The following is a 24,545-nucleotide window of genomic DNA, read 5'->3' as shown; positions in this document are numbered from 1 at the left end:
AAGCGTTCACATCCCCCAATAAACACTGAACAGTTTCCCGCAAATTTTGATCACAGAGTATAGGTCCCGAATCGATGGAAGAGCAGTACAACCCCTCCGCAGTCGAAGCTTCCGCCCAGGAATTCTGGGAGGCCGAGAAGAGCTTTGAAGTAAAGGAAGACGCCGGCAGGGAAAAGTTCTACTGCCTATCCATGTTCCCCTACCCCAGCGGCAAGCTGCACATGGGGCATGTGCGCAATTACACCATTACCGATGTAATTACTCGCTATCAGCGCATGCAGGGCAAAAACGTGTTGCACCCGATGGGCTGGGATGCTTTCGGTCTGCCGGCAGAGAATGCGGCCATCCAGAACAAGACTGCTCCAGCCAAATGGACCTATGCCAATATCGAGTATATGAAAGGCCAGCTCAAGGCCCTGGGTTTTGGCTTTGACTGGTCCCGCGAACTGGCCACCTGCCAACCCTCCTACTACCGCTGGGAGCAGTGGTTCTTCACCCGCCTCTACGAAAAAGGCCTGGTCTACAAGAAAAACTCTGCAGTGAACTGGTGCCCCCACGACCAGACCGTACTGGCCAATGAGCAGGTCGAAGATGGCGCCTGCTGGCGCTGTGGCACCACCGTTGAGCGCCGCGAGCTGGCCCAGTGGTTTATCAAGATCACCGATTATGCCGAAGAGCTGCTCGAAGACCTGGACAAACTGCCCGAGTGGCCCGAGCAGGTGCGCACCATGCAGCGCAACTGGATCGGAAAAAGCCGGGGAGTAGAGCTGAGCTTTGCCCTGCCCAAGCCTATTGCGGGTATGGACCACTTCGATGTGTATACCACCCGTCCGGATACACTGATGGGCGTTACCTATGTCTCCCTCGCCGCCGAGCACCCCATCGCTCTGGAGCTTGCCGGGTCCAACCCCGAACTCAAAACTTTTATCGCCGAGTGCAAAAAGCAATCCCTGTCCGAAGCCGATATGGCCACGATGGACAAGAAAGGCATGGATACCGGGCTCAAGGCAATTCACCCCATCAGTGGTGAAGAGGTCTCCGTATGGGTGGCCAACTATGTTCTGATGGATTACGGCTCAGGCGCGGTGATGGCAGTACCGGCACACGACCAGCGCGACTGGGAATTTGCACAAAAATACCAGCTGCCCGTTATCCAGGTTATCGAGGCTGCCGACGGCGAGTCCATCGACTTGGAGAAAGAGGCCTATACGGAGAAAGGCAAACTGGTAAATTCCGGCAGTTTTGACGGCCTGGATTTTGATGGCGCCTTCACTGCGATTTCCGAAGCGCTGATTGCCGTAGGTAAGGGTCGGGTTAAGACCAACTACCGCCTGCGCGATTGGGGTGTCTCCCGCCAGCGCTACTGGGGGGCGCCCATCCCCATGTTCAACCTGGCCGACGGCGGAGAAATACCAGTACCCGCAGACAAACTGCCGATCCTGTTGCCGGAAGATGTCGAGCTCGACGGCGTTCAATCACCTATTAAAGCCGATCCCGAATGGCGTAAAGACGAACTCAACGGCACTCCCGTAGAACGTGAAACCGATACCTTCGACACCTTTATGGAGTCCAGCTGGTACTATGCCCGTTATACCTGTCCCGATTTTGAAGAGGGCATGCTAGACCCGGACCGCGCCAACTACTGGCTGCCAGTGGACCAGTATGTCGGCGGTATTGAACATGCCATCTTGCACCTTCTCTACGCGCGCTTCTTCCACAAGCTGATGCGGGATGAGGGCCTGGTCAATAGCGATGAACCCTTCAAGCAGCTGCTGTGTCAGGGCATGGTGTTAGCCGAATCCTTCTACAAGGAGGAACACGGCCACAAGACCTGGATCAACCCCGCCGATGTGGACGTCGAGCGCGATGACAAGGGCAAGCCGACCAAAGCGATTGAGCGAGCCACCGGCGAAGAGATTATTGCCGGCGGCGTGGTAAAGATGTCCAAGTCCAAGAACAATGGCATAGACCCTCACGCTGCGGTTGAGGAGTACGGTGCCGATACCGTTCGCCTGTTCACCATGTTTGCCGCCCCTCCGGAGCAGACTCTGGAGTGGCACGATGCCGGTGTGGAAGGTGCCAGCCGCTTCCTGCGCAAACTCTGGAAGACCGTTCACGCCCATATTGCAGCGGGCTCCAGTGAAGCACAGATCGACCAGCAGTCCCTCAATGACAAGCAACAGCAGCTACGCCGCAAAACCCACGAGACCATCCAAAAAGTGGGGGATGACTATGGCCGCCGCCAGACCTTTAATACCGCTATCGCAGCAGTAATGGAATTGCTCAATGAAGTGGGCAAGCTGGCAGATCGCAACAGTGATCAAGGACTGGCTGTAGAGAGAGAAGCCCTACAGACCGCCGTCTTGCTGTTGGCTCCGGTTACTCCTCATATCTGTCACCAACTGTGGCAGGTGCTGGGGAATACCAGTGCCCTAATCGATTCTCCTTGGCCAATGGCAGATGAAAAAGCACTGGTGCGCACCTCGATTACTTTGGTCGTCCAGGTCAATGGCAAGGTACGGGCAAAACTGGATGCGCCTGCTGATGCAGACAAAGAGAGCCTGGAAAAACTCGCCCTCGCCGATGAGAACGTTCAGAAATTTATCGGTGAAGCTACGGTGCGCAAAGTAATCGTCGTTCCTGGCAAACTGGTTAATATTGTCGCCAAGTAGAGACCCGCAATATGATGCCGGGAGTTTCACTCCCGGCTCACTTAAGTCAGCTCGCTGTAGCCGACAAGATCAAGGCAAGTAGTTTATGAAAACAATCGCAATTCGAGCCTTTATTTTTCTTCTCGCTATCACTATTGCCGGTTGCGGCTGGCATCTAAGAGGCGCCCCTAAGAATTTTCCTCCCGGTAGTACACTCTATATATCCACAGTAGACCCTCGCAGTGATATCGCAGATCAATTAACGCGACTGCTCAATAATGCGGGTGTGCCTATGGCGGAATCACCTGCAGAAGCTGACTATACACTCATCATTCACCAGGAAACCGAGAGAAAACTAACCGTAGCTGTAGACTCTGAAGGGCGAGCATCTGAATACGAATTAATTACCAGTGCAATCTATAGCGTACGCACAGCTTCAGGCCAAGTCCTCCTAAATAAAGCACAGGCAGACGTTTACCGCACCTTGGAGTGGGATGTCGATGAAATTGTCAGTAAAAGTGAAGAGGAAAATACCTTACGCGCGGAGATGCAGCGGGAGCTTATTGGGCGCATTATCGACCGCTTACGGCGTATCGATGTGAATGCTTCATTAGAAGAAAAGAGCTACTAGGTTAGTTTTATTAATGCGCGTTACCCCCCATCAATTATCGCAAAATCTAAAAAAGGGCCTATCGCCAATTTTTGTTATCACTGGTGATGAGCCCTTAATAGTACAAGAGTGCTGCGATTTAGTCCGCTCAACAGCGAAAAAGCACGGTTTCACCGAGAGAGAACTTATTCACGCAGAGCATAATTTTGACTGGAGCACGCTGGTTGCTTCAGCCGGAAATATGTCTCTTTTCGCAGAAAAAAAACTCGTCGAGCTGCGTTTACCCGGAGGTAAACCGGGGGATAAGGGCAGTAAAGCCCTGCAAGAGTTTGCCTCACTGGCGAGTGAAGATCTTTTGCTTTTACTGGTATTACCGAAACTTGATAAATCGCAACTCAACAGCAAATGGGTCAAAGTCCTAGAACAATCAGGAGTATTGGTTCAGGTATGGCCTGTGACGATTCAGGAAATGCCCCGCTGGATCAACCAGCGCCTTGCATCTGCAGGCCTCTCAGCCGAACCAGAAGCAGTACAAATCCTGGCAGAAAGAGTAGAAGGCAACTTGCTTGCCGCAAGCCAGGAGATAGAAAAACTTAAGCTTTCCTGCCCCGGGCAAGAAATCACCCGGGAAATGATGGAACATAGTGTTACCAGCTCCGCCCGTTACAGTGTTTTTGACCTAATTGACACAGCACTCTCTGGCAACTCAGCCAAAGCAGTCAAAACACTCGACGGATTGAGGGTCGAAGGTATTGAACCACCCATTGTACTTTGGGCAATAGCAAGAGAAATTCGCACTCTTCTCGACATTATGGAAAAACTGGATCAAGGCCAACCTCTAGCGAGATTGGTTCGGCTGCAAAAGCGACAGCCATTGGTCCAAGGAGCCCTACACAGACTAAATAGGAAGCAACTAGAAAGCTTATTAATTCGCGCTCGAGCTATAGATATCTCTATTAAAGGTGGTAGTGGGCAGCAATCTCCATGGACAGGGCTATTAGAGCTGATCCTCAACTTTTCTGGTCAACGGATAATCTAGTCACTTTTTGTTTACCTAAAACCACATTGGCCTCATGAAAAACCGCCCCAAAAGGGCGGTTTTTTCTCATACCTGAAACTTTTCAAGATCAGTTCTGAGTAATGGTAGCCATATTGTTGGCGCCAACTTGCTCAATGCTAGCCATATTTAAGGTACTGGTCTGGTTAACAGTGGCAATGTTTTCATAGCCAGACTGACCAACGTGAGCGAAGTGCTCGGCGCCTGATTGAGCTACGGTTACCAGGTTATCAGCACCAAAATCTTGATGCACTTCAGCCAAGTTCAGCTCCCCAAACTGATCTACATCTACAATATTTGATACACCGGCACTATAACCGTATGTCTCATTACTAATACCAGCCTGGTCAATGTTAACAAGATTCAAATCGCCATACTGACCGAAGTCGGCCACATTAGCATCACCAGTTTGAACAAGATTAGCGCTATTATCATTACCCACTTGATTCATAACACCATAATTGAAGGTTTCGTTCTGGCTGATATTAACAACGTTATTATCTCCAGATTGATAGCCCATTCCCGCATTTCCCAGGCCTTCTTGTAAGACATTAGCTGTATTATTAGCTCCGGCCTGTCCAACGTCTAATAGGTTGAAGTCGCCTCTTTGCATCAAATTAGCATTGTTGGCAGAACCATATTGATAGACTGACCCCACGTTGAAGTCACCTAGCTGACCGCCATAAAACCCATCGGTAGAAGAAAGAACTGCGCTGTTCCAAACACCGTTACTATCGCCTTCTTGGGTGCTGACAAAGTAGTTACCATCACCTTCTTGCTGTAGGAGTCCGGCGTTATCGCTACCCACTTGATACATGTCAGAGTAATTGAAATTAGACCCAAAGAACTGATCTACATGCAGCTGGTTTTCACTACCGATTTGAGCAATATGAGTCGTGTTATACGAACCTTCCCACTGATGAATTACACCGTTGTTTCCCTCACCATCTTGATAAGTAGTTGCCTCACTACCTACTTGGCCATATTCTTGGGTTGTTCTAGCTGAATTACGGTTGCCAATTTGTGTTTGGTCAATGTAGTTGTCATCAGCATTAGATTGAATGGCTCTGGCGTAGTTTGACTCGCCTTCCTGCCACTGGTACGCCGCATTATTGGTAGCTGCTGTCACCTGGATAACATTGGCATCATTGTCATTTCCAAGCTGCACCTGATCACCAAAGTTGTTATCAGCTAGTGCCTGGCTAGAGCCAACAACCAAAGCAATAGCAGCAGCAAGTGTAACCTTTTTCATCTATCAATCTCCCTCGGAATAAAATTATAAATACAAGTAAAAGAGTGCAGTGCTTTAATCGTACTGCACTAGTTGCACCGCATGGTCGTCACCGAACTGAGCGACATAACCAAACAATCCATCACCGTTTTGAATAATGTTTGCGGAATTTCCGTAGCCAACCTGACTGATCAATGCCACGTTACCCACACCACTCTGTATCGCTGTAGCTTGGTTGTAGGCCCCAGACTGCGATATCGCAGCATAATTAGAATCGCCTGTTTGCTGCACTAATGCAGCATTGGATTCACCTCCTTGTATCAGGACGGCCTGGTTATAAAAACCAGACTGGGTAATCTCTGCAACGTTATAATCACCCGTTTGTGAAACCTGAGCCAAGTTGCCCGCAATTGAATCTTTTCTTAGTAAAAGAAGATCCAGGGCCCCCTGCCCCGCAGACAGTTCATCGTGGTTATCCAGATCAGAAGCCCAACACACCGAAAGCGGTAAAACCAGGAACAGAAGTGTAATTACCGTTACTCGTTTCGCTGTAGCAATCACCAACCACCTCTCAATAAAGAACGGTTAACAACTAAAAAAACAACGAGAACAACTATAGGTAAAAAAGAGAAATATTGAATCAGAAGAAAGATTATATTTAATAAAAAAGAATAAGAAGAATATAAGACTTTGGTATTAACTTAGACCACAAGCCCAAAACACACAAAATGCCAACGTAAACCCATTCCATCTAATTACACGCAAAAACATTAAAGCTCACAAATAAAATTTGACAATTAACAAACAAAACCACTCCAGGCCAACCAAACAAATAGAAACATGTATTGCAAAATTTAATATTCTTTAAAAATTTATAATATTTTAACTGGAGTTGCTGCGTATTCGCTAAGTACAGACATAGGGTATTGGCTATTATCTTCTAGCGCCCACAGGTTAGCATTGACCCCCTGTGAAATAAGGTGAATTACCGCTGACTCTATGGCCGAAAGAACACATAACTGAGTAGGATCATTAGTTGTCATACCTGCTTCTATTTCAAGCAATCGCTTATACTCAACAAAAGTGTAAACGTCTCCCTGAACCTGCCTCGACAAAATTTTCTTGCTAGTCAAAACACTACTCAACACCCGACCACTTCGCACATCTACTGCACGTAAATTAACGGTCACTTCATCGACACGATACTGCTCGGAAATACCAATACCAAAGTAACGGGCACCTGCTCCTCCAGTCTTAATATTGGTATCATAACCAACAATCCCACCTTCAAGCATAATGTTTGCTGACATTAGTGAAGGTAAATCGAACACAGGACTTGCAGGGCTATCCTGTTCTTTTATTGCGGCCCTAATTATTTTCCTTTCCGTCAATAGGTTCTGAAGACCCTCTCGCTCAAGCGTTACAAACCACCCAGATTCATTCAGAACCTGAACAAGCATGGCAGCAGCTCCCTGAGTAACCGCTGTCGAAAATGAACTGGAAGGCGCAGGCCGATACTGCCCAGTCTGATCACTAAAACCATAAACAGCTGCGACTATTTTTCCCCTGGGAGCTGGCAAGCTAACCAAATCAGAATAAGTGCTCATTCGGTCTGTCAGCGTTGCCTTTTGTTGACCGGGACCAAATAAAGCTTCTTTTACAGAGCTACACGCACTCAACCCAAAAATAACAGTAAACAACAATATTCTTAACAACATTGCACCACCCCACAAAAACCTAAGCCTATCGATAAAATTTTATTAATTGGTAGGATTGAGACCCACTACCACAATCTCAGATATTTCACCTGTAACAGCATCGGTTATCGTTATTGTTAGCTCACCATCAATATCAACAATATTTACAATGTAATCATCAGTCACCAAAGTCCCGTCATTACCGTTCCCGACATCTGTCAACAACTGTGAAAGCAAGCGAGATTCTAGAGTGTCTGTAAATCTATCCAGGGAAGAAGAATCAGAATAGGGGGAATTCTTAGCATCAGGATCTTTCTTACTGTTCTGCGCGCTAGCATTATTCAACAAATAATTACCATTTAAAGGATTACCCCCGAATGATGGGTTAACTGGCGTATACACCAACTCCGTTGCAAACACTGAACAAGAAAAAATACAAATAGCTACCGCGCAAATATATTTCATTATATTTCATCCCCCGCCAAATCAATATTTTGAGATAACAGCTCCTGTAACCGCTGCTGACGTACATTATTATTTATTTGCGATGCTGCCTGCTCGACAACTGCACCGAACTTTCTTCGCCCAGGGTAAATAACCGTCTTAAAAACCTGCTTGCTATCGAAGGTCACCCAAACAACACTACCCCATCTAGCCGACGGCCTTTCATGCACTGTCAGATTGTAATCAAACCCAGTGAAATTAGTCGTGATATAAATAGAAAGAGATCTCGCAAACTCATGGCCGATACCACTTACCGTATTATCAATAACCAGTCCAGTAAGCAGAGACTCCTCTGAGATTTGCTCACCTGTTTCTTGGGCATAACTTTTGTATACGATACATGAAAGTGCAACTGTAAACACAGCTGCACTTATTAATAGTGATTTCATAATATTACAAGTTTTGACTGGCCCAGCTACTTGCTTCTAGGCGATTCTTACAGCCTATTTTTCTATAGATCTTATATAGATGGCTCTTAACAGTATGTTCACTGACACACAAGGCTTCAGCTATATTAGCATTAGTATTACAGTCACAAATCAACTGCAAAATTTGCCGTTCCCGCTGAGTAAGATTTGATACTTTATCGCACCATTTTTTTGGCTTTCTATGCTGCCTAAGGAAGTTATGAAGCACATCTCTTGGGAACCAGTATTCCCCTGAGAATATCCTCCCTAACCTCTCCATAATGACTTTTGCTTCGCACTCAGAGGGTATTAATCCCAAGACTTTTTCCCAGTGAAGAACAAAATCAATATCCGATTTCTGACCTACATTGATCAATACGATATTTGGTGGACTGGGCAGGGAGTGTATTTCCCTTAAGAGTAATTCAAGCTCTGAAGCAGAGACATCGGCACAATCAAGAAGGAGGTATTCAGCCTTAATGCCACTCAGCGATGAAAGTGTCGAGCGCTGCAAAATAGCGCAAGTAGTCTTAAACTCATCTTCAATTCGCCCGGCAAATATTGAGGATTGTAGATTGACGCATGCGGTTAAAAAGGCAACTGTAATCCCTGTCTTTTCTGACTTAGGGCTAACAACCTTTAGCGGTGCATAATCCTTATGCAAATTCATCTGGGTTCCCCCAATGTGCAGTCCTTTTATGTTTAAGCCTGTTACCAGGCTAACTATTTTTTAAGTTTCCGCGCTCATCTTATGCTGTGAGCTAAATCTATTCGATCAACCCAATGACTTCAACCGGTAGTGATCTAGATATCAAAAATTCAATCTTAAGTGTGCCAACTTGGTTCCCTCATACCATTTAGTAATACTAAGGTATCATAGAAAGGTGAACCGAAAAGAAAAATTCACATGCTTTGGTATAGATTCTCCCAGCAAACAAGAACTCATAAATATCAATTTTTTTATACTGGTCCACAGTATTATTAAATTTATTTTGATCAATTTTAGATAAAAAAAAACCTTAGCTAAAATGAGGTGACAAACATCAAACTATTCAAGAGCTACAGTAGATAAACTGAAAAAACAGTATTCGATAGCAATTAAATATAAATTTCATTTCATTACTTTAAAACCATATTTGATCGAGTAAACATTACCCTCAAATCAAAACATACAGCCCTGCAAATAAAAGCAACAAAATAACTGCCCACAATCAAACAGCTTAAATAGTAATCAAGGAAAGCTTGTTTTATGCTCATATTCAGCTATTTCTTGAATTATTACCTTTAGTTAATTGGTAAAATTGTACAAAGTAAGTCGCTACACCAATTGAAATCTCAAGTCCTTTAGGTGAAGTTATGAACAGTCAAAACTATGTGCCAGATTACAAATCCACATATCAAGTTAGCAATCAGCCTCGCCCACTTACTGGTCATAACCTCTATATTGCTGATCAGGCGTTAAAGGAAGCCGTACATATTAATGGGGCCCATTGGGCTGAAGATGACCTGGAGCGGTATGGGGAGGTGTGTGGCAGGCCAGAAATGATTGAGCGGGGTTATGCTGCCAATGAATTTAAACCTATCTTCGAAAGTCATGATCGTTCTGGCCACCGCATTGATTTGGTTCGATACCACCCCTCTTATCACCAGCTAATGCAGCTGGCACTTTCAGAAGGTTTACACAGCTCTCCCTGGACCGCCCCACGCGCAGGTGCCCACGTGGCCAGAGCTGCAAAAAATTACTTGCACACTCAGCTTGAAGCCGGTCACGGGTGTCCTATCACTATGACCTTCGCCTCAGTACCCACTATCGAGCTAAACTCTGAAATCGCCAGTGAATGGGTACCCAAAATAACCAGCCGCACTTACGATGGAAGTAATCGCCCATATTTTGAAAAAAACTCATTGACGATCGGTATGGGCATGACCGAAAAACAAGGGGGCTCAGATGTCAGGGCAAATACCACCGCTGCAATTCCCCTCGCCGATGGAACCTATGAATTATTAGGGCACAAATGGTTTATGTCCGCCCCTATGTGCGATGCCTTTTTAATTCTTGCCCAGGCGCCCGGCGGCTTATCCTGCTTCTTGGTTCCAAGATGGAGGCCGGATGGATCGAAGAACCAGCTGGAGATTCAACGCCTGAAGACAAAGTGTGGCAATGTCTCCAATGCTTCTTCAGAAGTTGAGATACGCGGCGCATTGGGCTGGCTAATCGGCGAAGAAGGGCGTGGGGTCAGCGCCATCATCAAGATGGTAGCGATTACGCGGTTTGATTGCATGATGGGCTCATCTGCAGGGCAGCGGCAAGCTGTTATCCAGGCAATATACAACGCTAGTGAGCGTAAAGCATTTGGCAAAAAGCTGATTGATCAACCACTGATGCAAAATGTACTTGCCGACCTTCAATTGGAGGTGGAAGGCTCAATTGCCTTTACCATGCGCATAGCCAGAGCAATGGATCAAGAGGGCAGCGAACACGAAAAGATGCTACTCAGACTCGGGGCCGCGGTGGGAAAATACTGGATATGCAAACGCAGTCCTCATCACGCCTATGAGGCTATGGAGTGCCTGGGAGGTAATGGAGCTATTGAAAACTTTATTACGGCACGGCTGTACCGAGATGCTCCGATAAATGCAATCTGGGAGGGCTCAGGGAATATTCAAGCGATGGACGTGTTACGTGCCATCACTAAAACTCCTGCAGTAATTAGTCACTGGTTTGATGAATTAAACATTAGCCGAGGCATAAACACACAGTTTGATACGGCAGTCGACAAGTTAAGAAACGACCTTTCCGACCTAAATCAATTTGAATACCGTGCACGTCATATTATTGATCAAATGGCCCTGACCATGCAGGCGCACCTTCTGCTACAGGGGAGTAGCCCTTGTGTAACTGATGCCTTTATCAAATCAAGAATAGGGATTAACGGCACACACAATACTGGAAGCCTACCCACCGGGATTGACATCGCCACTATTCTGGAGCGGGGAAACCCTCTTATAACTTAAGATACGATAACAGCTACTATCGCGCCTATTTCACGCTGATCGCTACCAGGGTATAAGACTTCCATCCCATGACAGTAATTTCCCGGTGTCTGACGATGCCAGTTGGCTCAAGACATCTACAATACGATTCGCGCTTAATTCAGGGGTGTAGAGTTTATCTGGGGGCAAATTAGACTGGAAAGGCTTGGACAGTGAAGTATCTGTCGTACCTGGATGAATCGCTACCACACAACTTTCCTCCAGTTTCCGCGCCCACTCAATAGACAGATTCTTAACCAGCATATTTAATGCGGCCTTACTACACCGGTAGCTGTACCAGCCGCCGAGCTGGTTATCCGTGATACTTCCCACCTTTGCCGAAAGCGACGCCCACAATAAAGGGCGTCTGCGCTTCAAGAATCCATCTAGTGCGCGCGCTAAATGTAAATGGGAAAGTACGTTGACCTGAATCGACTGCAATAGCCAGTGATCATCACATTGCGATAGAGACTTCTCCGGTCCGTGGAACTCATCATGTAAAATGCCACAGCAGTTGATTACCCAACCTGGAGGCTCAGAGTGTTCGGCCAAAAAATTTTCAACAATATCGATGGACTCGGCTTGCTCTAGACAAACGGATAAATGGTGTCGCTCACCGACATGGCCAGGAATCATATCAACTGTGATTCGACTCAAGGTCAATAACGTAACTTGAGGGTAGCGCCGAATAATTTCGGCGCCAATAGCCTGCGCTATGCCACCGGAAGCACCGGCTATCAACACAGATTGTGGGCTTTCGAGCATACCGGCCTCCATGCCGGATTATGGAGTTTTACTATTTTCCTTTCTTTTTCTCTCCAGAAGACTGCACTTTCTCAGCTTTGCCCTTGGAGGCTTCCTTAACGACCCTTAGCATCGGCTCATCAGAGCGGAAAATAAGACCGTGAATTTCTGTCGTATTCTGCCCCTGAAGTAGCTGTTGCAAAAACTGTACTATTTGGGCTGAAATTTCCTGCCCCGGCACAAGGACCGGAATACCTGGCGGATAGGGAACAATTTCATCTGCACTGGTCCGACCAACCAGGTTCTCAATAGCTTCTGTGCCATTATCCATCAGCGGCAATTCTTCTGCTTCCGAAAAATAAGCATCTGCCGGTAGACATGTAAAACGGGTAAATTCTGGCAAACGCCTCGGCGACCCGATATGAATACGCTTGTGAGTATTTCCTGCCAATTGCTTAAGAGCATGAATCAAGCGAAGTAATTTGCTCTCTGTACTACCGAGGGTTACAAGTACAGTAATGGTATTGTAGGTGGTCTTTTCCACCTGGATGCCATACTGATCAAACAATTTAATCTGCATTTCATTGCCAGAGTAACCACTCTTGGAAATATCAATAGTCACCTTGGTGGAATCAAGGCGAATGTTATCACTGGCAAGTGGATCAGCAATCAAGTCATCACGTGTTAGCGCGCGGAACACACCTGTCTCATTGACGGCATTACGTAAAGTTTCCACCATCTTTAGACATTGCTTCAAACGACCATACCCCTCCATCGCCATTTGTTTACGCGCCACATCTAGGCTCGCAATCATTGCGTACTGAGGACTGGTAGAGGCGTGCATATTCAGGTTTTCGCGAAAACGGAATTCATCAAAGTCCGGGTCTTGCACGTGGATCATACTGGCCTGGGAAAAGGCCGACAGCATTTTGTGGGTGCTTTGGGTCACATAATCCGCCCCACACTCCAGTGCTGTAGGCCGCAACTCGGGATGGAAGAAACCATGGGCAAACCAGGCTTCATCCACTAGCACTTTCACTCCACGCTCATGGGCGTAGTCGATAATTGGCTTAAGGTCGTAACGCAATCCATCATAGGTACAGGAGGTAATTACCAATAGGCGCGCATCACTGTGCTCATCCAGGGCAGCTTCAATATCCGAACGCTTTACCGGCCCGTAAATTCCAAATTCTGGATGCAGTACAGACTTCAGGTAAACCGGCTCACAGCGATTCATCACAATCGCATGGTGAACTGATTTATGACACGCTTGGTCAACGATAATTTTTCCGCCACCACCAAGAATTTGCTGAATAACCACTTTATTTGCGGTAGAGGTGCCGTTGGTCAGGAAAAAGGTATGGCGAGCTCCAAAAGCCTGAGCTGCTAGATCCTGCGCCTCCTGAATAACCGAGTGGGGCTCGAGTAAACTATCTAAAACTTGAACAGAAACAGACAAGTCTGTATTGAAGATATGTTCACCCATAAAGCGATAAAAATCCCCCACCCAGGGACTATTGCGCAAACTGTCACCACCAGAATGGCCAGGTGTATGCCACGCATCCCGAGCTGAGAATACGTATTCTTTCAGAGTGTCGGCAAAAGGAGTCGAAGCTCTTCGAGCAATAAACGCCTGCACCAAGCGGAACATATGGTTGAAATTGCCCTCACGACGATCGAACAACTCATCGAAGCGGCGACGCAAATTTGCCAGGGATTTTGAACCGGATTTGCCCGGCTTGGAGGTTGTTCCAGCAAAACCACTGTGGGCTACGAGGAAGATATTAAGCTGGGAACGCAAAGCGTGAATTCGGTCAGCGATGTCATCTGCAGCATCCATCCCCTGCCCGTCACTGCCACCATCGACAATGACCGCTTGCAGTGAATCCTCTTCTTTTGCCAACCTTTCAGCATCTGCGGGCGTTACGGCTTCAAAGTGAAGGCCAAAAGGATTGTCGTGTACTGCTGCCGTATTATTGAGAGCGGTAATCCACTCATTGGCCAATTTGCTATCAGAACTGACCAGAGCGACCCGGCACTCTAATTCAAGGCTGTTTTCGTTTAGGTTGCCCAACTCAGGCATCTTCAATTCCAAACCCATAATTCTTATCCATCAGCATAGCTTGCAGGTGAGTACAACTTGCTGTATCAATTATTCAACTATTTGATTTTATTAACTTTTATAAGGCCCCCGCGAGTTGCGGTGGCTCTGGAATTCCAGGGCAATAAACACCAGGGGGCAAATACTAATGTAGGAGGGAGGGGAATTCTGCGACTACATTGCATTTGGCGATTTTCGCCAAATGTACCCAGGCATACCAGATCTATTGCCAAGGAAGATAATAAAGTTAGAACTTTGCGCTACGCACAATACCATTAAACGTGAGGCAATCCTCGACCCTGTGACGTTGTACCAGGGATAATTGGTGAAGCGGAAAGTAAGCCCATTGGGAATGTTCATCAGAGAGAATGTAGTCACCCTCTTTAATAAAATGGGCTCGAAAAATAAAAACATGTGAATTGAAAGCGTTGTGGTAGTAGATGCCACTGAGATACTCTATTCGCACTTCTCGTCCAAGCTCCTCATGGCACTCCCGCACCAATGCCTCATGGGCAGTTTCACCCGGGTCTAATGCTCCGCCAGGCAAGCCCCAGCTACGCTCAGCATAAGTCGCTTTCAGCTGCAGTACTTCTCCGCCAGTATTCGTGATTACCGCATGGGCACTCAATCGGTAACTATCATCAAAGGCCATGAACAAACCCTGATAACAAGTCAGGTTAAGAAGTGAAAAACGAGAGCCTATTCATTGCGAGTACGCCCTCGTCGTTAAGGTTAAAACCCCTGGGCTAATACAAATCCAAATCCTAAAGTTTGCACTGATTCATCATAATCAAGGAGGCTCTCGCCGTAACCATTGAAATAGCGGATATATCCATCGACGCGTTTCCCGAGAGGGAAGCCCCAGGTCAGCTCCACTGCGCCACGATTATCTGAGCGCAAATTGTTACGTAACATCAGTGAAACCGTGTGATCTCCATCGCGGTATCGCCCACCTAGTTCAAAATGCCCCAGGTAGTGCTCAATATCCGGATTATCATCATCATCCTTATCTTCAGGGACCCTGTACCAGGGCTTTAGGCTGATTGAATAATTATCCCGCTCAAAAACAAAATTGGCGTAAATTCTATTCCAGCTGCGGGAATAGGGTTCACTGCGCCCATTTGACTGGTGGTTAATCGCCACCTGATTAGCTACATTATTCCAGCCAAATAGGCTCCAATCATTGAGCCAACTCAGAATCAATTCCGGCTCGTGATTTGTTTCACGAAAGGGAGAGGAGTTATCAGAGTTGTATGCCTGCCAAAAGCTACGATTTGTATAGGCGACACTCAGTACAGAAGCCTGCCCCAAAAAACCCCGCCAAATAGGCACTTGCACAGAGAGCTGGAACTGTACTTCGACGTTATCCAAATCCTCAGCTTTATCTGGTCCTTCAATATCTGCCACCCCTCCCTCTTCAGGGGCTGGGTTGTAGACCATTGGCAGCACGTAGTTAGTTTTATGGGAAGCTAAAGTAAAGGGGTTATTGGCGGCATCCCTGATAGCCTGAGCTCTGCCCCCTAACAATACTTCATCTGTCGGAAGGTCTTCCTCATACTCGTCGACAATAAAGTCTGCTATCACCGGATCTTCTTCAAGGGTCAGTTCAGCTCTAACTCTTTCAGCGCAGATACGTCGAATTTCCCTTATCGTGACATCGGCATCCGAAACAAGTATTTGCTCGTTCAAGCAGCGCTTATGGTGGGTCTGCAGGTTTTCTCCCGCATCCATAGAAAAAGTTGATTCTGGCGCCTCTTCAGCTAAAGCTGTTGGCAACTGTGCAACTAACCCAACAGAAGAAAGTAATGTGAGCCCGGCAAAAACCCTTCTTCGATAGTAGGACAAAACGCTTTCCCCCAGTCATTTATTGCAATCGTGATGCAAGCTTACACTGGAGAGGATTACAAGTCCCACTACATAATTTTGCGATTATCGTGACAAGATAGCCAATCAGGCTAGCGAAGCTCTAATTTCAGCTTAGATAGAACAGAAAACTAAATAGTGACAGGAATAGAAACAGGAATCTCCATTTAAGCCTATTTGTGTGACCAATAGTGGTTATAAAGTTTCCTCAAGCTGGACTAAAGTAGTCCTTTTAAGCTCGACGACCACTCCAAGTCCCTCAGCCGAACCTGCCACAGGCGGCCAGTACTAGATGGCCAATCGTACCCCACTAACAGGCTCCGACTATCAACATAGCAATGGGCATCTCTTTCAGCTTCATCGCCCTGGTAAATGTAAGCAATAATATCGGAACCCAGTTCCTGAGCCTTCTGGCTCGAAACATCCCCCGCCATTGATCTTGCCGTGCGATGGCTCACCCTAGGAGAGAGCAACTTACCTCGCTGAGATGGATCGACGATATCAGGGGACACAACTTCCAGGCCATTTTCATGTTGTACCAACCTCGACAAGACAGGCCCCATAAAAACCCGCATCAGTGGAAACAAAAGCCGCTCGTCCCCTTCTATATTGAGTTGCTGAGGGCCATTGGGACCTGTCCAGCTGGCTTGAATGTCATCACCTATCGCAGGACTTTTTCCCTCCTCTGGAATTAACTTGTAGTGGGCGCTCACCTCATCAACTTCATCTCGCCAATGCACAACACACTCACTCACTAGCCCCCCTTCCAAAAGAGCAAATACTTCGATCCCAAACCCCTGGTCCCCGACTAAGCGCCGACTGACAAGCGAGCGTCGCCCCTGCTCATCATTCCCTAACTGCCAACTATCTTGCACAGGCATTTCCCTGCCATCACAACTATAGTGATAGCGCCCCTGAGCCAAAGTTGAATTCAATCGCATCGCAGGTTCCCTCCTTGCTCACCGCGCACTAGACCGGTGGTCCAGTACCCAAAAAGTATTGCACACGGAAGGAGTCTGACCTCGTTTTTCGCGCCTCCTTTAATTTAAATTTTAAAATCGCAATATTTGACCTCAGAACTTATAAATAGCTCGATACGATAAAATTGCCCCTGTACTTTTAATATGAGCTATCTAATTGGGGCAACGGGAAATTTTCTAGGCCAGAACACTAATAATGTATATCCCTCGCTAACCTGCATGCCCAGAACAATTTCAACACCCTACAAAGTAAAATCACAACAACAAAAATACCCTAGTTAACCCTGAGAATGTGGCCTATATTTAACTATCGGGTAATTCGATGTCTGTAAAAGTGCTTACATATTCCTCTTTTATTCTTATTCATCAAAATTTAAACTCACTGTCTTTAGTGAGATCATTTCAAAGCAGCGCTATTCACATTGAGTTCTACATAAGATCGCGGCTTACCCGCTGTAAAACTCATGGAATTTAGTTTTAAAAGAAATGACATTCAATACCCGAATCAAGGATGATGATCCTCTATGCCAACTTTCGCTTACCAATCAATAAATTCGAACGCTAGCACCAATTGCGGAATTGGTGCGTCCAATAGCCAATATTTCACCCGTATGACGCATAATCATCAGGCATCTAACCAGGACCGCTGGCACCTGGTTATGCCAACTGCAGATGGATTAAGGCCACAAATTCCAATCCATGGCCCGGCCCAACTAGTGGCACAGGCGCCACAAGGGTTTATGGGTAAAAATCAGCATAGCGATGCCCAGTTTTTGAACATGATAGAAGGGAAGGCCCGCCAGACACATCAACATCTGTATCGCTCGCTGGGTCAAACCTGTGATTTATTGGTGTACGGAGAAATGGATGGTAGCAATAGTGAATGGAGTTCTATGCAACAGCATGCAGGAAATCTGGTCGGCTCAAACACAACAGGAAAAGCCTGTAACAGTTTTAGTATTCATGCGGCCAATACCACCCAGCACACAATCCTCGGTTCAGGCATGGGTTGGACTGCAGTGAGATCAGGCAATATCAATGTCGTTTTTGTACACGTTCCCAATAGTATTGCCAAAAAACAAAGTGATGCAATCTCCTTCTATCGCTTTATCAACAACCAGGTGATACACGGAGGTTATGGCACCATTGATCTTGTGATGGGCGATACCAATCAAGGGACTGATAGCTTCACCGAAGATGTTCTTAGCAGGGCCACTGGGTCGACCTTTTCTGACGCACATAGTAGCGCTAGCATACAGCCTTCAGATTCTTATGAACGCAGTTTTTCGGGCACAAACAGCACCGCGAGTAAGAAGTATGATGTGGCGATTTACAACACAAGTACAATTCGTGTTAATCAAGTAGGTTATCTCTCACAGAGTACCCCAGTTGCAGTGAACGATGCGAGCATGTCAGCAGCGGTAACTGACCATATGGGAATCTTTATAAGTGTTACCAAGTAAGCAAGGCTTTTTACGACTTGGATATGGGGAATTAAACAATCAGTGGTTGAATTAAAGTACTCAACCACTGATTAGCTAAAGAACTAGGCTACAGCAGCCTCTTGAACCTTCTTGGGAGTAATCCAATTCATATAGTTGCTTGACTGCTGGTTGTTGTATACCAGATCACTGTGCAAATCATTAACAACCTGTGCAGCCCTCCAGGCAGAGAGGCTTAGCTGTGGCTCTGCAATACCATGGCTAAAGCGTCCAGTCCCCAAAAAATAGAGCCGACGATCACTTTCATCACCATTTAATTGGGTTGCAAAAGCGTCATCCAGAAGTATACGTCCCTCCCCATCTCTGGCTATACGATCCTGTAGGGGCGCAATACAAGGAGGCAGTGCTTCACATAGCCCTGTGCACAGAATGACAATATCCGCGTCTAACCACTCTTGCCCATTTGCTCCACCAACTAGATGATTTTGCAGTTGAATTCGATAACTGCCACAACTAGACATATCCACCATTTCACGATTGGGCATTAGCACCACACGATTCGTGTCACCATCAAGGTGTACCAATCGATAAAAAAGCTGGTACAGCTCTTTTAAAGTATCCGGTGAAATCCCATCCGAGGCTAGCTTCTGCTCCGCCACGACTTCTTCCCTACGGTGCTGGGATAGCTGACGGAACACATCTACATATTCAGGTGTAAACCAGTCATTAGTAAATGGGGTTTCATCCAAGGGGAGATAATTACTCCGACGGGAAACCCAGGTGATTTGTTCCGGTTTTCCCCACTCTTTATTAAGTAGGTTGATAACCACCTCAGCTCCAGTCTGGCCACCTCCTATTACAGCAACCCGTTTACCATGGACATCAGGATTGCGCAAAGCAATTTCCAAGGCGTGGAAACAGGATTCAGATAGTTGAGAACGACAAAACTCTGGGATATTGGGTTTCTTACCACCTGCAACACAGATATTTTTCGCTTTGACTATTTCTTGACCTTGAGAACCGTGGACATCCAATTCAAAATAGCTTCCCTTATCTAAGACACTTTGCACTCGGCTCCCCATTTCTACTGAACTTAAACGCTTTGCAGCCCACGCCAAATAATCAGCAAATTCTCTGCGGGTAACCGTGCGTTGCTCGGCATGTAAAAAATCGTAGAAACGCTTTTTCTCGACAAGATATGCCAGGAAACTATATGGATTAGTTGGATCGACCGGTGTTACCAGGTCTTTTAAATAAGAGGTTTGCATCATGGCTCCGGGCAACATCAATCCCGGATGCCATGAAAATTCCGCTTTTGCTTCAAAAAAACGGTGGGTTAGAGACTTATCCCACATCAGGGAGGCAACAGCTAGGTTAAACGGACCGGCGCCAATACCAGCTAGATCTAATATATTACTCATCATTATACCTCGACGGGGGAAATTGTATGATTTTTTGATTCGCCTTTAGTTGGCTTCTGTTCTGATAACCAAAGGGGGTTCTCCAGATCACCTCCAACTATAGGCACCGGCCTTTCAGCACTATCATCATAACCTTGAGATAACCGCACCCGGTTAATACAAACTCTCTCTATATGGGCTCGAAAAACATCAAAACACTGAAAACGCTCAGCCATTTTCGCGTTTTCTTTCATAACTTTTTTCTGATAAGAACGTAAAACTTGAGACAATACACTGTAAAATTTAGTCTCAGAAAAATTAAGCTCCAACATCAACTGGGATGAAAGATAACGCAAGACCGTCACAAAATGTCCAGTAAAAAGATCATGAATAATGTAATTTGGAGGCAACTGATCCAACACAGCCAAAGCCGAGGATGGAATATCACTCCGCTCAGGAAAATCTCCTTTCGCGAGACGTAAATCACCCTGAAAATCCTTTAACAGAACACGAGTTACTCGGTCTTCCTTTAGTACCAAAGTTAAGTTTTGAGAATGTGCAACTAAACCAATTCCGTAGCGGCTAAGCAGGTGGTACAAGGGCACAACTGTTGAATCAAAAAGATATTCCAACCACTTTTCAATCGAAAGCCCCGAGCTATCAATTAATGCGGCTGCAATGGATTTCCCACTGGAATCTTTCTGCAATAGCGCAGCCATTAAAAGGTGGCGCTCACCCTCTGAACAATGACTTGCAGGACTTTGGCGCCAAGTCGCCCCTAGCATCTCTCGGTATCGGTAAGGTGTCCCTTTTACCTGTTCGTGATGGAGATGAGGAACATGTAATCCAGCAACTTCCTGAAGAATACCCGTACCGCGAGCCGATAAATTTTCATCTCTATCACAGAGCTCCTGCATCCACTGTGATAAAGACGGCCCACATTGCATGTATTTTCCGGGAATTCCACGGTAGCACGAAGTATTTAACACTGTTAAAGGTAATTTAATATGCAAGGCTTGTGGGCGAGACCGATTTGAGAAAGTACGCAACGAGACTTGTGGCAAGTACTCATCACCGAACTCACCCAATAAAATGATATCCCCGCGACTTAGTAGCTGCGCATAATGCTGACGAATATGGTGCTGCCACTGCCATGGATGAACTGGCAGAGGAATAAACTCCCGCCAGTTTATCTTTTTATCCCGGCAGATAGCTTCCAATGACTGCATTTGATTAGTGGAGAGGCTTTCCTCAAGTAACTGCTGCCAATTCCAATCCTCACTATGTCCATTGACAGTCAGATCACGCCGAACTGCCAACCATAAGAAGCGCACATATTCACCCGATTCAGTGCCATAGGCCTTGAACTCTTGCGCGCCCCAGCCAATACGCCCCTTATTGACAATCGCTTTAGGATGCCCATCTAAATAGCACTGTAATTGCTCATCGGTAAACTTGGCCATAGTTTCCGCTGCTTGATCTTCACGTTTTTCAAGTATGGCCACATCGCTAGCGATGGTATTCGCCAATTCATGCAATAAATTACCCAGTGTGCTGGCAGTTATTTTCAGATCTTCAGCAGCATCAATAAAGAACTGAGCTGCATCGTCAGCAACTAATTCTTCATCACCTTGATTTCTTTGAATTGTATCCTCATCAATTTGAAGCCAATCCCAGATAGTCAAACGCGCAGTAAATTCATAACTCACCCCAGACTTGAGCTTAACAACGTAAGATTTATCTAGCTCTTGACGGGCGCTCAAAGCTTGCTCATAGCAGAGTTCAGATAAAGACTTGGCAAGTATTTTCCGATTAGCCTGCTCCCAATAATAACTTTGGCTCATATCTCCCCCATACTCTCAAAGAATTCATCTCTGTCGCAGGTAACCAACGCAGCTCGTTTATGCGGAAAATCAAATTCTTTTATTTTTTTCCAACCAAAAGTTCCATCAATGTACTTTAATAGTGGCCCGTTATCAGCTCTTGGCTCTCCAACCAAAGTCTGAGTTCGACAGTCATCTAGAAACATAAAATGAGATACTGCATTAAACCAAGCTTGAGCATAGCGTCTACCCAAAAAACGACTGTTGCCCACCAGCATATGGGCTCCACGATCAAAGGGTTGGCAGTTGTAGTAAGGGGCTATACGATCCTCAAGTGCCCAGTAAACCTCAAAGTAAGCAAAGGGCACATCATCGAAGCAGGCGATTAGTGGGTATTTATGAGGGTCTTGAATAACATCTTGGATAAATTTCCGTTGTTTATCCATTCCCCCTTCCTCTTCCCAAAACTTCGCTACACGCCCCATGTTCATCCAGCTTGTAAAAAGCTCAAGATCGCTATCTGGATCCAAGTGACGAAGACTAAGGTCCATTTCCAGGGAATAAAAGTGACGACGATATACTTCCCCCTCCACAGGTTTTGCTCGAAGTGGATGCTTTACGCCTTGCTCATTTTCCACCCATCTTAGGGGAAAATTCCCACCATTATTGCCTCGATACCAAAGGTCCTTACGCTGATAGAAATCAGATTTGAGTATTTCATTTATCTTTTTTCCACCTAAACTAATTATTTCAACAAGCTTAATATCTCCGTGAGTGCCAAATACCCAATCCAACCAATTATTTAACCCGGTTGATTCAGCCTCATGACTAGAAATATGTACCTGTGCAAAATCACTAGTTATTCTGTGCCGCACTTTAAAAAAATTATCTAACTCCAACTGACACTGGTAACCCTCACTATCAAGTGTCCACAGCCGTCCATCAGGTAATGCACCTTTTTTGATGCCTTGTTTTTCAGAAACAATCTCTGCGTTATTCATCATTCGATCCTTATTGCTCTACAAGGGCCGAGCTACCAGGCTCTGCGGTAAAAAGCTTGTCAGCTATCTTCAGTGGGTTATCCATTGAGTGGTAAATTGATAAAGGGTCTTCACTCGTTGTTTCGTTCATACCAATAACTGCACATTGAAAGTTACCCTTTGACCAGATCTGAGCAGATTGGAGTAAATATTCTAAACAGCTACGATCTCGTCGCTGACCGTCATAAAGAAGCTGCAAGCGTTCACGAAGTTCACTTAACAAAGCACTTTCGCTTACAAGTCCGGCAGCAGCGATGGCGGAAATTAGTCCAAAACAACTATTCACAATAAGGTAATAGGCGAATAGACGATTAGCCATTTCCTCATTAATAACATTTTCACTATTTTGAGCAAGATTTGGTAAATAGGGCTTCAATAGCTCTTCACCGAGATGACTATAACCGCTACCTTGACAGTCGCGGAAATAACCAGCGATAGGCATGGAACCATCAAAACGCAAAATTAAGTTTTGTTGATGAGCCCCAAATAAAATTCCAAAATCAGCTTGAGCAATTAACAGTGGCTCTATCACCGCATCGAGAAAAGCATTAAACCATCGTTTTGCAGCAATGGCAGAAGATAGGTTTTGTTCCATTGCCAACTGAGAGATAAGTTGAGCTGCGCGACAGAAATCAGCGTCTGGATGGTCTTGAGTTAAAGTTGCCAACAAACAGGTGTTTTCTGCTGCCTCACCGATGAATGGGTTCTCACGGAACATCACCAAACTCTCGATCACCGGGTTTCCTGACTCATCCGCTAACATCAAGTAGGCGGGTTCAGCTAAAACCTGGAAATTTGGGTAACGGCGTGCAAAGTCTTGCCCAATTGGCGTGTCTCGTACTTTCAAGACCTCCAGTCCCCTCACCATCTCCTTCGGCTGCAGGGTGCGCACCGAGTTAGTCAGGCGCAAGCTGAGAGAAAACTTCAACATATAGGGGCTCTCAGCGCTGTACACTGCACGCAAAGATGACGTCGCCCGCCAAGCGCCCGAGCCAACACCCAGCTCAACAACACTGCCAGTTGAAAGTAATTTGGCAATTCTTTGGTCACTCTGTAATTGACGCCACTGCCAAGGGTGAGCGGGCACAGCTACAAAGCCCTCCGGCGGCAGGGGAGCACCATCAGTTACTCGCACCAAACCCGCTAGCTGACCTTCTGAGACTCGCGCTCCGCTAGCACCAGATAAAAACTTGGGATCTACCCCTAACCACATCAGAGAAAAGCTGTTGCCAAATTCCGGCGCAAAGCACTCAGCATCTTGATCGGTAAAGGGTTCCCTACTCTTTGGGGTAGGGTGAATAGAGTGACCACAGAGTAGAGCTTGTTCTGACTCACCAAAAGACAACACATCACCAAACAAACGCTCCATATCTTTGTTGCGCGCCTGTAGGGCTTGGGTCATATTGCGAACGCTAGATTGCACACGCTCCACAAATACCTGTCGTGATTCTTCTCCAGCGCCGGGGAAAAAAGCTGACTCGTCGGCGATCAAACGGGCACACTCAGCCATTGATACTTCTTGGCTTTTCCCGGAGGTCTGCCGCCAAACCATTGGCAGCTCAAATTGATGCCTGCCACACTCGCTTCGGTAGATTAGATTGAGCCAAAGCTCAGCGCCAGTGCTCGGTAATGGCACACAAACTGCGGGAACCCTTATGCCTTGGGGGAGTGACACACCGCTCTGCTCGTACCATTGACCACATTCGGTCTCACGCAATAGCGCATTAAAAAAGCAATTAGCCGACAACCTTTCGCCGGCACATTTGACCTTTTGATCTTCTACAGTCATATTGACCAACTGTTCAGAGGTGGTCAGGCTCAATCCTTGAGCATCAGAAGCTCCTGCGGAGACGCCCGGCAAAGTCCCGTCGAGATCTGGATTATTCATGAGTAAGGTTCTTTTACAGAATTGTAATGCGAATGATTTGTATTTTTATTATCATGTCGTGAAATTTGGTACAC

At 46.2% G+C, this 24,545-nt stretch carries 20 protein-coding genes; 5 read left to right on the top strand and 15 right to left on the bottom strand.

What is annotated here, in order from left to right:
- Window positions 1-74: 74 nt before the first annotated feature.
- The 3 genes from leuS to holA all read left to right on the top strand — a co-directional run bounded on the left by leuS (window position 75) and on the right by holA (window position 4,300).
- Window positions 75-2,672: a leucine--tRNA ligase gene (leuS, locus tag ACJJI5_RS06185; protein WP_445355813.1), complete on the top strand. Its 2,598-nt coding sequence runs from the start codon at window positions 75-77 to the stop codon at window positions 2,670-2,672.
- A gap of 85 nt (window positions 2,673-2,757) precedes the next feature.
- Entirely contained in the window at window positions 2,758-3,282 is a 525-nt protein-coding gene (locus tag ACJJI5_RS06180; protein ID WP_444896284.1) for an LPS-assembly lipoprotein LptE, read from the top strand.
- 13 nt (window positions 3,283-3,295) lie between these two features.
- A complete protein-coding gene (holA, locus tag ACJJI5_RS06175) occupies window positions 3,296-4,300 on the top strand; it encodes a DNA polymerase III subunit delta (RefSeq protein WP_445355812.1) in 1,005 nt (334 codons plus the stop codon).
- An 88-nt stretch (window positions 4,301-4,388) separates the two neighbouring features.
- Here holA and ACJJI5_RS06170 read toward each other — a convergent pair whose 3' ends face one another.
- The 6 genes from ACJJI5_RS06170 to ACJJI5_RS06145 form a co-directional block, all read right to left on the bottom strand.
- Window positions 4,389-5,570: a hypothetical protein gene (locus tag ACJJI5_RS06170; RefSeq protein WP_444896282.1), complete on the bottom strand. Its 1,182-nt coding sequence runs from the start codon at window positions 5,568-5,570 to the stop codon at window positions 4,389-4,391.
- Window positions 5,571-5,624: 54 nt separating this feature from the next.
- Window positions 5,625-6,110: a hypothetical protein gene (locus ACJJI5_RS06165; protein ID WP_444925765.1), complete on the bottom strand. Its 486-nt coding sequence runs from the start codon at window positions 6,108-6,110 to the stop codon at window positions 5,625-5,627.
- Between the two features lie 311 nt (window positions 6,111-6,421).
- Window positions 6,422-7,267: a CsgG/HfaB family protein gene (locus ACJJI5_RS06160; protein WP_444896280.1), complete on the bottom strand. Its 846-nt coding sequence runs from the start codon at window positions 7,265-7,267 to the stop codon at window positions 6,422-6,424.
- Window positions 7,268-7,309: 42 nt separating this feature from the next.
- The gene (locus ACJJI5_RS06155) at window positions 7,310-7,711 is read right to left on the bottom strand and encodes a curli assembly protein CsgF (RefSeq protein WP_444896279.1); all 402 of its coding nucleotides are present in this window, start codon (window positions 7,709-7,711) and stop codon (window positions 7,310-7,312) included.
- The gene (locus ACJJI5_RS06150) at window positions 7,711-8,112 is read right to left on the bottom strand and encodes a CsgE family curli-type amyloid fiber assembly protein (RefSeq protein WP_445355811.1); all 402 of its coding nucleotides are present in this window, start codon (window positions 8,110-8,112) and stop codon (window positions 7,711-7,713) included. Before ACJJI5_RS06150 ends, ACJJI5_RS06155 begins: the two co-directional genes overlap by 1 nt.
- Before the next feature lie 31 nt (window positions 8,113-8,143).
- A complete protein-coding gene (locus ACJJI5_RS06145) occupies window positions 8,144-8,827 on the bottom strand; it encodes a helix-turn-helix transcriptional regulator (protein ID WP_444896277.1) in 684 nt (227 codons plus the stop codon).
- Window positions 8,828-9,513: 686 nt separating this feature from the next.
- Here ACJJI5_RS06145 and ACJJI5_RS06140 point away from each other — a divergent pair.
- Window positions 9,514-11,172 (top strand): acyl-CoA dehydrogenase family protein, encoded by a 1,659-nt coding sequence (locus ACJJI5_RS06140; protein WP_445355810.1) that lies wholly within the window; start codon window positions 9,514-9,516, stop codon window positions 11,170-11,172.
- 42 nt (window positions 11,173-11,214) lie between these two features.
- Here the strand turns inward: ACJJI5_RS06140 and ACJJI5_RS06135 are convergent, their stop codons facing one another.
- The 5 genes from ACJJI5_RS06135 to ACJJI5_RS06115 form a co-directional block, all read right to left on the bottom strand.
- On the bottom strand, window positions 11,215-11,955 hold the full coding sequence (locus tag ACJJI5_RS06135; RefSeq protein ID WP_444934028.1) for an SDR family NAD(P)-dependent oxidoreductase: 741 nt from the start codon (window positions 11,953-11,955) through the stop codon (window positions 11,215-11,217).
- A 31-nt stretch (window positions 11,956-11,986) separates the two neighbouring features.
- A complete protein-coding gene (locus tag ACJJI5_RS06130; RefSeq protein WP_445355809.1) occupies window positions 11,987-14,035 on the bottom strand; it encodes an aminotransferase class I/II-fold pyridoxal phosphate-dependent enzyme in 2,049 nt (682 codons plus the stop codon).
- A gap of 247 nt (window positions 14,036-14,282) precedes the next feature.
- Entirely contained in the window at window positions 14,283-14,687 is a 405-nt protein-coding gene (locus ACJJI5_RS06125) for an NUDIX hydrolase (RefSeq protein ID WP_445355808.1), read from the bottom strand.
- A gap of 80 nt (window positions 14,688-14,767) precedes the next feature.
- Window positions 14,768-15,880, bottom strand: a complete 1,113-nt coding sequence (locus ACJJI5_RS06120) for a phospholipase A (RefSeq protein WP_445355807.1) — start codon at window positions 15,878-15,880, stop codon at window positions 14,768-14,770.
- Window positions 15,881-16,116: 236 nt separating this feature from the next.
- Entirely contained in the window at window positions 16,117-16,839 is a 723-nt protein-coding gene (locus ACJJI5_RS06115) for a hypothetical protein (protein ID WP_444896271.1), read from the bottom strand.
- A gap of 650 nt (window positions 16,840-17,489) precedes the next feature.
- On the opposite strand from ACJJI5_RS06115, the gene ACJJI5_RS06110 reads away from it, so the two are divergent.
- On the top strand, window positions 17,490-18,341 hold the full coding sequence (locus ACJJI5_RS06110; protein ID WP_445355806.1) for a hypothetical protein: 852 nt from the start codon (window positions 17,490-17,492) through the stop codon (window positions 18,339-18,341).
- Between the two features lie 83 nt (window positions 18,342-18,424).
- Here the strand turns inward: ACJJI5_RS06110 and ACJJI5_RS06105 are convergent, their stop codons facing one another.
- The 4 genes from ACJJI5_RS06105 to ACJJI5_RS06090 are packed head-to-tail and all read right to left on the bottom strand — an operon-like array spanning window position 18,425 to window position 24,471.
- Window positions 18,425-19,741 carry a lysine N(6)-hydroxylase/L-ornithine N(5)-oxygenase family protein gene (locus tag ACJJI5_RS06105; protein WP_444896269.1) on the bottom strand — a complete coding sequence of 439 codons (1,317 nt, stop codon included), beginning with the start codon at window positions 19,739-19,741 and terminating at the stop codon, window positions 18,425-18,427.
- Between the two features lie 2 nt (window positions 19,742-19,743).
- Complete coding sequence (locus ACJJI5_RS06100; protein WP_445355805.1) at window positions 19,744-21,564, bottom strand: IucA/IucC family protein; 1,821 nt, start codon at window positions 21,562-21,564, stop codon at window positions 19,744-19,746.
- Window positions 21,561-22,544, bottom strand: a complete 984-nt coding sequence (locus tag ACJJI5_RS06095; RefSeq protein ID WP_445355804.1) for a GNAT family N-acetyltransferase — start codon at window positions 22,542-22,544, stop codon at window positions 21,561-21,563. Before ACJJI5_RS06095 ends, ACJJI5_RS06100 begins: the two co-directional genes overlap by 4 nt.
- Before the next feature lie 10 nt (window positions 22,545-22,554).
- Complete coding sequence (locus ACJJI5_RS06090; RefSeq protein WP_445355803.1) at window positions 22,555-24,471, bottom strand: IucA/IucC family protein; 1,917 nt, start codon at window positions 24,469-24,471, stop codon at window positions 22,555-22,557.
- Between the last annotated feature and the right edge of the window lie 74 nt (window positions 24,472-24,545).

The sequence above is a fragment of the Microbulbifer maximicatervae (SeqCode) genome, assembly GCF_052467955.1.
This window is presented reverse-complemented; position numbering and strand designations above follow the sequence as displayed.